General features: G+C 45.1%; 13 protein-coding genes. All 13 read left to right on the forward strand.

Annotated features, from left to right (window positions below):
* Positions 1-555: 3-methyl-2-oxobutanoate hydroxymethyltransferase (locus B3N34_RS00540; protein ID WP_286973871.1), on the forward strand; the 555-nt coding region annotated here is incomplete at its 5' end.
* Between the two features lie 32 nt (positions 556-587).
* Entirely contained in the window at positions 588-1,544 is a 957-nt protein-coding gene (locus B3N34_RS00545) for a hypothetical protein (protein WP_286973872.1), read from the forward strand.
* 21 nt (positions 1,545-1,565) lie between these two features.
* Positions 1,566-2,801, forward strand: a complete 1,236-nt coding sequence (locus tag B3N34_RS00550) for a Glu/Leu/Phe/Val family dehydrogenase (protein ID WP_286973874.1) — start codon at positions 1,566-1,568, stop codon at positions 2,799-2,801.
* Positions 2,801-3,805, forward strand: a complete 1,005-nt coding sequence (locus tag B3N34_RS00555) for a pyridoxal-phosphate dependent enzyme (protein WP_286973875.1) — start codon at positions 2,801-2,803, stop codon at positions 3,803-3,805. The genes B3N34_RS00550 and B3N34_RS00555 overlap by 1 nt, the downstream gene beginning before the upstream one ends.
* A gap of 26 nt (positions 3,806-3,831) precedes the next feature.
* The gene (locus B3N34_RS00560; protein ID WP_286973877.1) at positions 3,832-4,443 is read left to right on the forward strand and encodes a TRAP transporter small permease; all 612 of its coding nucleotides are present in this window, start codon (positions 3,832-3,834) and stop codon (positions 4,441-4,443) included.
* Positions 4,443-5,723, forward strand: coding sequence for a TRAP transporter large permease (locus B3N34_RS00565; RefSeq protein ID WP_286973879.1), 1,281 nt, complete (start codon positions 4,443-4,445; stop codon positions 5,721-5,723). The genes B3N34_RS00560 and B3N34_RS00565 overlap by 1 nt, the downstream gene beginning before the upstream one ends.
* Before the next feature lie 85 nt (positions 5,724-5,808).
* Positions 5,809-6,852 carry a TRAP transporter substrate-binding protein DctP gene (dctP, locus tag B3N34_RS00570; protein ID WP_286973881.1) on the forward strand — a complete coding sequence of 348 codons (1,044 nt, stop codon included), beginning with the start codon at positions 5,809-5,811 and terminating at the stop codon, positions 6,850-6,852.
* A 74-nt stretch (positions 6,853-6,926) separates the two neighbouring features.
* Positions 6,927-7,658, forward strand: coding sequence for an aspartate/glutamate racemase family protein (locus B3N34_RS00575; protein ID WP_286973882.1), 732 nt, complete (start codon positions 6,927-6,929; stop codon positions 7,656-7,658).
* Between the two features lie 95 nt (positions 7,659-7,753).
* Complete coding sequence (locus B3N34_RS00580; protein WP_286973884.1) at positions 7,754-8,935, forward strand: M24 family metallopeptidase; 1,182 nt, start codon at positions 7,754-7,756, stop codon at positions 8,933-8,935.
* A gap of 142 nt (positions 8,936-9,077) precedes the next feature.
* Positions 9,078-10,220, forward strand: coding sequence for a Glu/Leu/Phe/Val family dehydrogenase (locus tag B3N34_RS00585; protein ID WP_422652824.1), 1,143 nt, complete (start codon positions 9,078-9,080; stop codon positions 10,218-10,220).
* Positions 10,221-10,232: 12 nt separating this feature from the next.
* Positions 10,233-11,408 (forward strand): M24 family metallopeptidase, encoded by a 1,176-nt coding sequence (locus B3N34_RS00590; RefSeq protein WP_286973889.1) that lies wholly within the window; start codon positions 10,233-10,235, stop codon positions 11,406-11,408.
* 168 nt (positions 11,409-11,576) lie between these two features.
* Entirely contained in the window at positions 11,577-12,059 is a 483-nt protein-coding gene (locus tag B3N34_RS00595) for a M20/M25/M40 family metallo-hydrolase (RefSeq protein WP_286973890.1), read from the forward strand.
* A gap of 36 nt (positions 12,060-12,095) precedes the next feature.
* Positions 12,096-13,286: a M20 metallopeptidase family protein gene (locus B3N34_RS00600; protein WP_286973892.1), complete on the forward strand. Its 1,191-nt coding sequence runs from the start codon at positions 12,096-12,098 to the stop codon at positions 13,284-13,286.
* Positions 13,287-13,329 lie beyond the last annotated feature (43 nt).

The following is a 13,329-nucleotide window of genomic DNA, read 5'->3' on the forward strand; positions in this document are numbered from 1 at the left end:
GGAAGGTTTTTAAAGGAAGCCGACATGGACGCCGTGAAACTTGAAGGCGGAAGAAGGGTCATAACGAGGATAAAGGCCATTGCCGACGCAGGGATCTTGGTCATGGGACATATCGGTCTTACCCCTCAAAGTTCAGGAGTACTTGGGGGATTTAAGGCACAGGGCAGAGACCCCAAAAGCGCCAGAGACCTAATAATGGACGCCCGAGCCATAGAGGAAGCCGGAGCTTTCGCCCTACTTCTTGAAGCGGTACCGCCGGAACTGACGGAATTCATAACAAAAGACCTTTCCATACCCGTTTACTCCATAGGAGCAGGAGCTCCCTGCGACGGACAGCTTCTCATATGCGGAGACATGCTCGGGTTATTCCAGGCCTTCACTCCAAAGTTCGTAAAGAAGTACGCAAACGTCGCAGAAGTTGAGACAAATGCCTTCAAGACATATATAGAGGACGTAAAGACGGGCAAATTCCCGGAAGATCAGCACTGCTACCACATACTGCCCGAGACGGCCGAGGAATATCAGAAGATGCTTGAGGAGTTAAGAAGGTCATAGCGCCTTTTAATAAAATATCTGGAGGGTGAAAAATGTTTAAAGCAAAAAAGCTTTCCGAAATACGTGCCTTTATGGAAAAGTTGAATGTCCCGGGGTCGGATGGGTGGGGGCTGCCTACATCGGAAAAGACCTTTCCTGATGGCGCAAACTACAGAATAGAAATAGCAGGAGTAGAGTATCCGTCGACATTTAAAGCCATGGTCGATGAAGCGAAAAAAAGAAAGGTCAAAGTGCACCGGGCCATCTGTACAGTGGGAGGATCTTCCTATCTTACCTTTGATCAGTTGAAAGAGATGGCGAAAATTGCAAACGACGAAGGTATCGAAGTCATCATGACCATGGGACACAGAAAGGCCTTCGATGTGGGATCGAAGGAAATGAGCACGAAGGAAGGTTCATTGCAGGGTTTCAGGCTTCGTGGATCCGACAACCTAGCCTACTGGTTCGAAGACCTTATGCGAAACCTTGAAGCGGGAATAAGGGGTTTCCTTGTCTACGACGAAGGTGCCCTTATGATCCTGTCCAAAATGCGAGAGGAAGGATTTATACCGAAGGAAACAACTTTTAAGTGGTCCGTCTTCGGAGGCTACTGCAACCCGGCAGGGGCAAAGATGCTTGAGAGCATGGGCGTCAATTCCATGAATCCCCTATCCGATGTAGCTCTCCCCATCCTTTCCAGCATTAGAAAAGCTGTAGACATCCCCCTCGATGTTTATATGATCATCGTCGATGCCTTCGGAGGCATGTACAGAGCCTATGATGCTCCGGAAATAGTGCGCGTCGCCTCTCCTGTCTACTTCAAGATAGAGCCAGGTACTTCCGAGGCCGACATTTACAAGCCCTGGATGACTGAAAGCTGGCACGACGAATTCATTCGCATGAAGGTTAAGATCGCCCAGATACTACAGGAGATCATGGAAAGGCGAGCACCGGAACTGAAGATGTCCGAAATGTCGCCAAAGGATTTACGAATACCTGTAGTCGACTGATTTGCTTTAGGAGGTTTATTGATGTCTGATCTATGGAATAACACCATTGGCTATATGAAAAAAGCGAGCAATGCTCTAAATTTGGATGAAGAGATATTGGATGCGCTGCTTAAATGCAAGCGGGTACTGGAGTTTCAGATACCCCTGCGCATGGACGACGGGAAGGTTCGGTATTTTACCGGATATCGCGTTGTGCATAACGATGCTTTGGGCGTCTCTGGGGACGGTACTCGCATAGTCGCCGGCCTGACCGCCGACGAAGTTAAGGGTCTGGCTCTAGTCATGAGTATCAAACATGCTGCCAATGGTATTCCAGCGGGAGGAGCTAAGGGAGGGATCGATGCTGATCCCTCCCTTTTGTCCGAAGGTGAATTCGAGCGCTTAGTCAGAGGTTACGTCAGAGGACTTTTCCCGAGAGGTGCCAAGGTGGACGTGCCGGGCGCAGATATCAACACTAGCGCAAAAACGCAGGCATGGATGCTCGATGAATACGAACAGATAACGGGAATTCATTCGCCTGGCGCCGTCAATGACAAGCCCAGGATTCTGGGCGGTTCTTTGGGAGGAGAAGACGCCACGGGAAGAGGCATGTATCATCTTACTTTGAAAATATGCGAAGAGCAGGACTGGGCTCCCGAAGACGTCAAAGTAGCCATACAGGGTTTTGGAAACGTAGGTTCTTATTACGCAAAATACCTGCAAAGCGCAGGGTTTAAGGTCGTCGCCGTAAGCGATATCAAGGGAGGAGTCTTCAATCCCGATGGGATCAATATAGAGGACTTGCTCAAATACTCAAGAATGACCGGTTCAGTAGCATCTTTCCCCGATGCCAGGCAAATCACCAAAGAAGAGATACTACTTTGTGATTGCGACATCCTCGCCCCCAGCGCAGTAGAAGACGTCGTAACTCTTCGAAATGCAGGAGATATAAAAGCTAAGATCATAATCGAAGGTGCCAACGGACCCATCACTCCCCAGGCCGACGATGTCCTGTATTCTCGAGGAATTGTTGTCGTGCCCGATGTGGTCGCCAACGCGGGCAGCGCTATAGTATGTCACTTCGAAAGATCGCAATGCGCCACCGATAATTACTGGGACCTGGAGACTGTCCAAGCAAAACTGGAAAGCCAAATAATAAATTCCTACGATTCCATGAAAAACACTGCAAAAGAGCTACATATCTCTTTTAGAACTGCTGCATGGGTAAATGCCTTAAAGGCGATAGTAAAAGCTATGAAGCTGAGGGGGCTTCTTTGATGAAGGCAGAAAGCCGTAGCATTTGCTCTCAAACAATTGATTTGAACTTACTTCACATATATGAGGCAAAAAAGCGCATATCACCGCTCGTTCGCCACACGCCGCTAGTGAAATCAAATCCGCTTTCGTCTCTTTTCAATCATGATGTTTTTCTAAAGCTTGAATTTTTACAAGACCCTGGGGCATTTAAAGTTAGAGGAGCGACTAACAAGATACTTTCCCTATCCCCGACCGACAGAAAAAGGGGTGTGGTTACCTTTTCCACTGGAAACCACGGACTATGCACATGCTGGGTAGCAAAAAAGACCGATACACCTGCGGTAGTATGCGTTTCAAAACGCGTTGCTAAATTAAGTCCAAAGCGCATTGAGTTCATGCGAGCCCTTGGAGCTGAAGTTGTCGTAAGCGGCGATACACAGGATGAAGCTGGCGAAATGGCAAAAGAGCTTGTTGCATCGAGAGGTCTGACGTTGATACATCCCTTCGATGATCCTTTTGTCATTGCAGGACAGGGGACAATAGGGCTGGAATTGCTAGAAGATGAACCTTCTATTTCGTCTGTGCTTGTCCCTCTTTCGGGCGGCGGTTTGATCTCCGGCATCGCCCTTGCAATGAAGTCCGCAAGAGCGAGTATCAAAGTTATCGGCGTTTCCATCGAGAATGCCCCTGTAATGTATGAAAGCATAAAGGCATGTCATCCTATAGAGATGAAAGAAGTTGACTCAATTGCAGAGTCCTTACTTGGAGGAATAGGGTTGGACAACAGATATACATTTGAAATGGTACGCGATCTAGTGGATGAGATTGTATTGGTAAGCGAAGAGGAGATCGAAAATGCCCTCTCCTTTACCTTGGAAAACCACCATTGGTTGTTAGAAGGCGCCGGCGTAGCCGGCATCGCTGCGTTGCTTAGTAATAAAGCAAGCGGGGCAGGCAAAACAGCGATCATATTGTCAGGCTCGAATTGTGAAGCACGATCTCTGTTGAAACAATTGCAAATCTGATCCTTATTTCCGAGAGGAGTGGAAGGATGAAACTCCTTCGCATGTTTAATATAGGTTTAAAAAAAATCGAGGAGTGGATAATAGCTTACAGCATAATTTTGATGGCAATGATATTAATATTGAATGTCTTGGCAAGAAACTTACTCAATACGAGCATAAATTTTACCGAGGAAGTTAGCCAATTTTTAACAATATTTGTCACCTTTTTCGGTACTAGTTATGCAGCCAGGAAGGCACAGCACATAAGAATGTCCCTCCTTTACGACATATCCAGCGAAAAAGGAAGAAAGGTCATTATTTTGGTCACTTCAATAGGAACTGCCCTATTAATGTTTTATTTGACTTATTTGAGCTATAAATATGTCGCTAGAGTTGCTGTGTTAAACAGGGTAAGCCCAATTTTGCAGTTTCCACTTTATATTGTATGGAGTGCAGTTCCCATAGGGTGTTTCCTAACGGGTATTCAATATACCTTGACATTCATCAAAAACCTCACAGTCAAAGAGACCTGGCTTTCCTTTGAATCTAAATTCGAGTATGAAGACGTTCCTAACTCAAATAAAGAAAGCAAAGGCGCCAAAACAGAAGAAAACCTGCCCGTAAGGGAAAGACAGGACCTGGAAAGGGGCGATGCCTAATGCTGCTGGTAATGCTAGGTTCCATGCTGCTTTTGCTGATTTTAGGCTTCCCGATGATGGTCCCCTTAATAGTTGCCCCCCTGCTCGTCATTCATTTCTACCTGCCAGCCTTTGATCCAGGTATGTTGGTTCAACAGATACTTGGAGGGATAAGACCTCTCGCTCTTATAGCCGTACCGATGTTTATATTCGCAGCAGACATCATAACGACAGGGCAGGTAGCGAGGCGGCTTATAGACTTTGTCATGGACTTCCTTGGCCATATAAGAGGCGGCTTGGCGATAACGACGACCGCTGCATGCACTTTCTTTGGTGCGGTTTCAGGATCATGTCAGGCAACGGTGGTAGCTATCGGAGAGACTATGAGGCCCTTCATGTTGGAAGATGGTTATGATGATTCGTTCAACATGGCATTGATTATAAACGCAGCAGGAATAGCCCTACTCATACCTCCAAGTATTTCAATGATCATCTACGGAGTAGTCACGGGAAGTTCCGTCGGGGAACTCTTTATTGCAGGCGTTGGACCGGGATTGCTTGTGTTCCTTTTATTTTCCATATATTGTTACTTTGCTTCGCGGAAAATGAACATCAAGCTACGAGAAAAGGTTAGCTGGAAAGAGCGTCTGAACTCGCTCAAGAAGGCACTGATCCCCCTCGGTTTTCCCCTCATAATTCTAGGCGGAATCTATACGGGGATATTTAGTCCTACCGAAGCAGCCGCGGTTTCCGTTTTATATGCTGTCTTGGTCGAAACCTTCGTATATAGACACTTGAAGATCAAAGACTATTATCGCATAGCATTGTCTACTGGAATCGTCACTGCTGTGGTCTTTATCTTAGTCGCCATGGGGGCAGCTTTCTCATGGTTGATCGCCTTTACCAGAATCCCCGATTTAATATTGCCCCCACTTCTTGGAGAAAATCCGACAGCATTCAAGCTGCTAATCATCATTACCATATCTTATTTCGTTGCATGCATGTTTGTCGACTCTATCGTAGCCATCATGATGCTTTCGCCCATATTCGCGCCTTGGGTCGCAAGGCTTGGCATCGATCCCATATTGGTAGGAGTAATTGTCACGATGCAGGCGGCAATAGGAGCCGTAACTCCTCCCTTTGGATGCAACATTTTTACGGCAATGGCCGTTTTCAAAAGGCCCTATATTGAAGTAGTAAGGCGAATTCCTCCTTTCCTCATACTCTACATCCTTGCAACGTTGCTGGTCATTTTATTCCCCGACATCGCTCTCTATCTCAGGGACTTAGCCTTTAGGTAAACGTGGGGGGTGGGATCGAAAAAAATATAATTTCTTTAATGTTAATTAAGTAAAAATAATAATGAAGAAAAGAGGAGGGGAAATTATGAAGTTAAGGTCATTGATTTGGATGGTGCTGGGTGTTTTTCTAGTGTCGGTGATGTTTTTAACACTTCCAAATGAGTCGTACGCAGCTCGTGAATGGAAATACGCCTTGGAGGAGATTCAGGGAAGCGTTCAGGATCACTACGCTCAGGAATACAAAAAGAGGGTAGAAGGGCAAATTCAAGATGTCACAATAATCGTCTATCCCTATGGAGCTTTGGGCACTAGCGAAGACATTTCAGAATTAACGATGAACGGAATGCTCGAGTTTTGCTTTGCCACACCCGGACATCTCGGAACATTCATCCCGGCCGCGCGAGTGTTCTCTCTTCCCTTTATTTGGTCGGATAATCTCGAGGCGAATAAATATGTGGCACAGCACAGCAAGGCAATTTACGAAATGCTAGCTACTGAATACGAGAAGTACGATCTAAAACTTCTTGCAGCCATGACCGAAGGATGGCAAATATGGACGTCCAATAAACCGATAAGAACGCCTGCCGATATGAAAAACTTCAAGATAAGGATCATGGGCGACCCGATTCTTGCGGAGACCTACAAAGCTTATGGAGCCAACCCAATCCAGGTGCCTTACTCGGATATCTACAGCTCATTACAACTTGGCATGATCGAAGGCAACATTCAGCCCTATTTCGCTCACGAGGAGATGCATTTCTACGAAGTACAGGACTACTTTATCGAACCGAAAGAAATGCCATTTTTTGCGACAGTAGTTGCGAATAAACAATTCTTTGAGTCATTGCCAAAGGAAGAACAAGAAGCTATAGAGCAAACTGCCAGGGATTGTATCGAATACATTTGGGGCGTACAGGCCAAATTAAATGAAGAGCGACTGGAAAAGATGTTGAAGGAACGCCCTCAAATCCAGGTCATCAAGCTCACAGAAGAGGAGCGTCAAGCATTTAAGGATCTAACTAAACCAGTCATCGATAAGTACCTCGAAATGTCTGGTGATACCGGAAAGCAAATTCTCGACCAGTTGTTGAAGGAAATCGCCGAAGCTGAGGAAATGTTTGGTAAATAGATGTAATGCAATATTGGGGGATGGGATCTCAAGGGTTTCATCCCCCAACAAAAAAGCGAGAAGGGATCTAAAAGATGATCTATAAAGTCAAAGGCGATCAGGTTTCTTATGGAGAAGCGATAGGAATTTTGTTGATAGAAAACTACGTCCCCTTCATTCCGGGGGATGTGGCAAATGCGACAACTTATAGCTATCCCGTGCGTTTTCAGAGGATCGAGGGAGTGACCCACAGGCATCTTTTTGATCATGACAGATCGGTCAAAGAGAAAGTGTTTGAGGCTTCGAAAAAACTCGTACAAGAAGGAGTTAAAGCCATAACGGGAGATTGCGGTTTTTTGGCCTTATTTCAGGAGGAACTAAAAGAAGAGATGAATATCCCTGTTTTTTTATCGAGCCTTATACAACTTCACTTTATCAAAGAAATTATCCCTGCAGGGTCGAATATTGGGATAATTACTGCAAGCTCCGCCTCCCTTACGGCCGATATATTTGGTGCAGCAGGCATCAATTTTACAGATCGTTTAATTATAAAGGGTTTAGAAAATAAAAGATATTTCAAGGAATCCGTGATAGATGAGGTAGGTTTCCTCGATACTGATAAGCTGGAAAAAGAGGTCGTGGAAGCAACCAGAGAATTAAATGAAGAAACTCAAAATATGGCAGCTATTTTGCTCGAATGCAGTCTCCTTCCTCCTTATGGGAAGGCTGTATCAGAAGTCGTCGACGTTCCTGTTTTTGATTATATAACTATGATCGATTATGTATATTCTGCAGTTATTAAAAGGAACTTTAAAGGGTATATGTAATTAATGAAATTTGTCAAACAGAAGATATATAATCTTATCGTAATATAAATTTAAATATCTTTTTTAAATATTTATATGAAAATGGAGGAATTGAAATGCATAAAGTTTTGCGATTTGATGTTTTAGAATACAAAGAACGGGTAAGGCGAGTCAAAGAAAGGATGGATGCTAACGGGATAGAACTTCTTTTTCTTGTCGATCCCGCAAATATGAATTATCTCACTGGTTACGATGGGTGGTCTTTTTACGTTCATCAGGGCGTTTTGCTCACATTAGAAGATGATCAACCACACTGGTTCGGGCGCCAGCAGGACAGCAACGGCGCCCGCATTACCACCTGGCTTGATGAAGAACATATTCACGGATACCCCGATTTTTACGTTCAATCCCGATACACTCACACAATGGTCTACGTTGCAAATTTAATAAAGGAATTCAAATATGAAAACAAAAACATAGGCATCGAAATGGACAATTACTGGTATTCGGCCAAATCAATGAATGTTCTGCACCAAGAGCTTCCCTGTGCCGTCTTTAAAGACGCCACGAACTTGGTCAACTGGGTCAGGACAATAAAATCTCCAGCAGAAATTAACTACATGAGGCAGGCCGCTAGAATCTGCGAACATGTGATGCAGACCGCCATCGATGCAATTGACATCGGCATATGGGAGAAGGACGCGGCATCCAAGGTCGTTGCCGCTCAAATCGCTGGAGTCGGGGAATACGGAGGTGATAGTCCTGCGATATTTCCAATAATGCCCTCCGGCATCAGGACGTCTACAGCTCATCTTACCTTCGATCCAGACAGAAAGTACCAAAAAGGTGATGTTGTACTGCTGGAACTTTCCGGTTGCAGGTTTAGATATCATGCACCTCTTTCACGCACCCTCTATTTGGGAGAGCCACCCGAGGGACTTAGAAAAATCGCTCAGGTTGTAATCAATGGATTGCAAACGACTCTGGATTTTATTAAACCTGGTATTACGGCAGAAGAGGTGGAATTGAGATGGAGAAAATGTCTGGAAGGAACGGGCGTAGAAAAACCTTCAAGAGTCGGATACGCTTTCGGTTTAAATTATGTGCCCGATTGGGGTGAACATACAGTAAGTTTAAGGCCGGGCGATAAGACAATACTTAGACCCGGTATGACAATTCATTTCATGCCAGGGATATGGTTAGACGAATTCGGATTTGAATGCAGCGAGCCCTTCTTGGTAACCGAAAAGGGGTGCGAAAAGTTGATCAACTTTCCCGAGGAGCTTTTCATTAAGTGATAATGACAATTCATTCTAAATAATAAATGAAGAGGTGGTATGTAGCATGAAAAACGTATGGGAAACCGCAAGATATTACTTAAAAGTGGCAGCTGAGGCTATTGACCTCGAGCCGGAGATAACAGAAAGGTTGAGCACCCCTATGCGCTTCGTAGAATTCACCATTCCTGTTCGCATGGACAATGGGGATAAGAAATTGTTTATAGCCTATCGTTCCCATCACTGCGACGCCTTGGGGCCCTGCAAGGATGGAACAAGGGTAAAACCGGACCTCACACCCGAGGAGATAAAGGCTCTATCGATGTTCATNNCGAGCATAAAACACGCCATAGGAGACATTCCTGCTGGCGGAGGCAAGGGCGGCATCAAAGCCGATCCATATTCAATGAGCAAAGGAGAATACGAGCGACTGATACGCGGATTCATCAGAAGATTGGTTCCCAAGGGAGCTATGATCGATGTTCCGGGAGCCGACATAGGCACAGGAGAAGAACAGATGGCATGGATGTTGGACGAATACGAGCAAATAACAGGAATGCACAGCCCCGCCGCAATCAATGATAAGCCAGTAGCCCTTGGAGGATCTAAGGGTGGATATGAAGCCACAGGACGAGGTGTTGCCCTGTGTACTTTCGAGGCATGCAAGGATCTGGGGTTTGAATTTGATAAAACGACAGTTGCCATACAGGGTTTCGGTCAGGTAGGAAGCGTAACTGCAAAAATGCTTTTTGAAAAGGGGTTCAAGATCCTTTGTGTCAGTGACATATACGGAGCAATTTACGATCCCAAAGGCATAAACATAACCAATCTGCTTGAATACGTCAAAAAAACAGGTAAGGTCGTCGAATTTCCCGGTGCGCAATCTATAGATAGCAGAAAGTTATTTGAATTGGATGTGGATGTCCTCATACCGGCAGCTGTACAGGACGTCATCACCGAAGATAACGCCGACAGGATAAAAGCCAAGCTAGTCGTGGAAGCAGCAAACGGGCCGACGACTCCGGAAGCCGATGCGATACTGTCGCGTAAAGGTATAAGGCTCATTCCCGATGTCCTGGCAAACTCGGGGGGTGCCATAGTATGTCATTTTGAACGCATTCAAGGATTGAGCAACGACTGGTGGGAAGAAGAAAAGGTCTATCAGATGCTTGAAAAGAGGATCCTCGGCGCCTATAAAGAAATTTCATCGATTGCCCAAGAATTGAAAGTAACACGTCGCACAGCTGCATGGGCCTACGCCTTGAAGAAAATAGCAGAGGCCATGCGCTTAAGGGGATGGAGTTAGGAGGTGAAAGAAATGGCATTGCTATTTGAAGTTTCTGAATATCAGGATCGGCTTCGTAAAGTCAAAGAAAGCATGCTCCGAAAGGGCATCCAGGTCCTCATCGTAAGCGATCCTGCGAATATGAATTACCTGACCGGTTACGATGGTTGGTCCTTCTATGTCCATCAAGGACTGGTAATCGCTTTGGATTACGACGAGCCTATCTGGTGGGGTCGGGGAATGGATGCCAACGGTGCAAAGCTTACCACTTGGTTGAAACACTACAACATTCGACCTTACGCAGACGACTACGTCCAAAATGTCTTCAAGCATCCCATGAGCTTCGTAGCAGACATACTGCGAGAAATGGGCTGGGAAAACAGACATATAGGAGTTGAAAAGGACAACTACTGGTTTACGGGGCAATGTCTGGATGTGCTGCGAGAAGAATTACCGCAAGCAAAATTTCACGATGCAACAAGCCTGGTCAACTGGATCCGAACTATTAAATCACCTGCGGAAATAAAGTACATAAAAGAAGCGGCCAAGGTTTGTGAACACGTCATGAAAACGGCCATTGACTCCATAGAAGTTGGCAGACTCGAAAGCGAAGCAGCTGCAAATGTCTATCATGCCATGATAAAGGGCACTGATGAATTTACTGGGGATCATCCTGCGATATTCCCTATCATGCCTTCCAACGAAAGGACGTCTGCGGCTCACCTAGGCTGGAAACCCGATAGAAAATACGCACCCGGTGACATCGTTCTTCTCGAACTATGCGGTGTCAGATTCAGGTATCATTGCCCACTGTCACGAACGGTTTATATAGGCGATCCGCCCAAGGAACTCAAGGAAATAGCAGATGTCGTGATCGATGGTATTGCTAAAACACTGGATTTCATAAAACCGGGCGTTACAGCAGAGGAGATCGAGGCAAAATGGCGGGAAGCCATATCGGGTTCCAGAGTAGTCAAGCCTTCGAGGCTCGGCTACGCCTTTGGTTTAAATTACGTCCCCGACTGGGGCGAGCACACTGTAAGCCTACGTCCTGGAGATAAGACCATAATGAAACCGGGAATGACTATTCACCTGATGCCGGGTATATGGCTTGATGAGTTTGGGTTTGAGTGCAGTGAACCTTTCTTGGTGACTGAAAAGGGGTGCGAGACGTTCCTAAACTTCCCGCGCAAAATTTTCACCAAGTAGAGTATCTTGATAGTTTAAAGCACATAATCATACATCTCCCAGGCATACATAAAAACCTACAATTGCCTGGGAGATGCATAAACTAAGGCATATGGTGACATTAAACATAATGGCCTATATCCTGGTCCAGAAATGGCTGTTAACCCTAAAGTAGAGCTAATCCCGGCGATGTCAATTAAAGCAAAACTAGTTTTCATTAAGTCGGTGCCAATTGGAACAAAAGTAAGTTATTCTGGAACCTTTGAAATAAAAAGGCCTACCGTAATTGGAGTAGTTCCTATGGGATATGTAGATGGTGTATCCAGACAGCTCTCAAATAAAGGTAATGTGTTATTACATGGACGGCGTTGTCAAATAATAGGCAATATCTGCATGGATCAGTTTATGATCGATATAACTGATATAAACAATCCCCAAATAGGAGACGAAGTTGTATTTCTAGGACGGCAAAGGAAAGAATTAATAGCAGCAGAAGAAATTGCTTTGTTATTAAATAATGATGGAGTAATGCATACCTGTGGGCATGACGTACATGTCGCGATTCTTTTGATCGCAGCAAAGATCTTATCTAAATATAGATCTAAAATAAAAGGGAAAATAAAGTTTGTTTTTTTCAACCAAAGAACAGCTTTAGAATTTTTAAACAACTAAATTTTATTTTTTATAGCATAGAAAGGATGGTCTAAGATGAATCTCCTAAATAAACTCAAAGATGAGATTACTGAGTTAAAGGACGAACTCATCGAATTGAGAAGAGATTTTCACATGTATCCCGAGCTTGGATTTAAGGAGGTAAAGACTTCAAAAAGGGTAGCCGAATATTTGAAGCGATTAGGGCTTGAAGTGAGGGAAAAGATAGCCCACACCGGCGTTGTAGCTATATTAGAAGGTAAAGGAGAAGGCAAAACAGTGATGCTTCGTTCAGATATGGACGCTTTGCCCGTTGAAGAGCAAAACAAAGTACCCTATCGCTCCAGAAACGAAGGAATCATGCATGCCTGCGGACACGATGGACATATGGCGATGTTGCTGGTAGCGGCGAAGATATTGTCGCACCATAAAGAGGAAATCTCTGGCAAGATCATGTTTCTCTTTCAGCCTAATGAGGAAGTAGCCGGTGCCCATCAAATGATAGAGGAGGGAGCCTTAGATGACCCACATCCTGATGGCGCCTTTGCGATTCACCTCTGGACTCCCATAGAAAGCGGAAAGATGGGAATATCTGCCGGACCGGTCATGGCCGCTTTAGACGAGTTCAAGGTCAGGATAAAAGGCAGGGGAGGACACACCGGGGCTCCTCATACTGCTATCGACCCAGTATTGACTGCAGCAGACTTTATTCAATCGGTGCAGATGATACAAACCAGGGAAATAGATGTTTTAAAACCTACCCTGATAATGTTCGGATTGGTAAATGCTGGGACGGCTACAAATGTCATACCGGAACACATCGATCTGGGCGGCACAATTCGCTATCTCTACGAGGGAGGCTCCGAAAGTCCCGAAAAGCCTCTCGTTCGTTTCGAAAGGATACTAAAAAAGGTATGCGAGGCGCATCAGTGCACATATGAACTGGAGTTTATCCCCAGCAATTCTACCCTGATCAACGATGATAAGATGGCGAATTTGGTTTCAAGCATTGCTAAAGATGTAGTGGGCCCTGAAAACATCACAAGTTACATAGGAACGGCGGGAGAGGATTTCGCCGAGTTCGCCAAAATTATTCCCAGCTGCTTTTATTTTGTTGGGGCGGGAAACTCCACAAAAGACATAATCTACCCTCATCATCATCCTCTCTTTGACATTGACGAGGATGTACTGCCAATTGGAGTTGAAATGCACATAAGAACGGCCATGGCCTTTCTTAGGAAAGAATAAATAGCATAATACTATTTTACTAGGAGGAGATCCCATGTTATCC

The organism is Acetomicrobium sp. UBA5826 (assembly GCF_002433005.1).
GTDB lineage: Bacteria > Synergistota > Synergistia > Synergistales > Acetomicrobiaceae > Acetomicrobium.

What these genes read in the sequence shown, in the direction of transcription:
- B3N34_RS00575 (WP_286973882.1), top strand. Translation starts at nt 6,927, where the DNA reads ATGATCTATAAAGTCAAAGGCGATCAGGTTTCTTATGGAGAAGCGATA.
- dctP (WP_286973881.1), top strand. Translation starts at nt 5,809, where the DNA reads ATGAAGTTAAGGTCATTGATTTGGATGGTGCTGGGTGTTTTTCTAGTG.
- B3N34_RS00565 (WP_286973879.1), top strand. Translation starts at nt 4,443, where the DNA reads ATGCTGCTGGTAATGCTAGGTTCCATGCTGCTTTTGCTGATTTTAGGC.
- B3N34_RS00580 (WP_286973884.1), top strand. Translation starts at nt 7,754, where the DNA reads ATGCATAAAGTTTTGCGATTTGATGTTTTAGAATACAAAGAACGGGTA.
- B3N34_RS00600 (WP_286973892.1), top strand. Translation starts at nt 12,096, where the DNA reads ATGAATCTCCTAAATAAACTCAAAGATGAGATTACTGAGTTAAAGGAC.
- B3N34_RS00545 (WP_286973872.1), top strand. Translation starts at nt 588, where the DNA reads ATGTTTAAAGCAAAAAAGCTTTCCGAAATACGTGCCTTTATGGAAAAG.
- B3N34_RS00595 (WP_286973890.1), top strand. Translation starts at nt 11,577, where the DNA reads ATGTCAATTAAAGCAAAACTAGTTTTCATTAAGTCGGTGCCAATTGGA.
- B3N34_RS00550 (WP_286973874.1), top strand. Translation starts at nt 1,566, where the DNA reads ATGTCTGATCTATGGAATAACACCATTGGCTATATGAAAAAAGCGAGC.
- B3N34_RS00590 (WP_286973889.1), top strand. Translation starts at nt 10,233, where the DNA reads ATGGCATTGCTATTTGAAGTTTCTGAATATCAGGATCGGCTTCGTAAA.
- B3N34_RS00560 (WP_286973877.1), top strand. Translation starts at nt 3,832, where the DNA reads ATGAAACTCCTTCGCATGTTTAATATAGGTTTAAAAAAAATCGAGGAG.
- B3N34_RS00555 (WP_286973875.1), top strand. Translation starts at nt 2,801, where the DNA reads ATGAAGGCAGAAAGCCGTAGCATTTGCTCTCAAACAATTGATTTGAAC.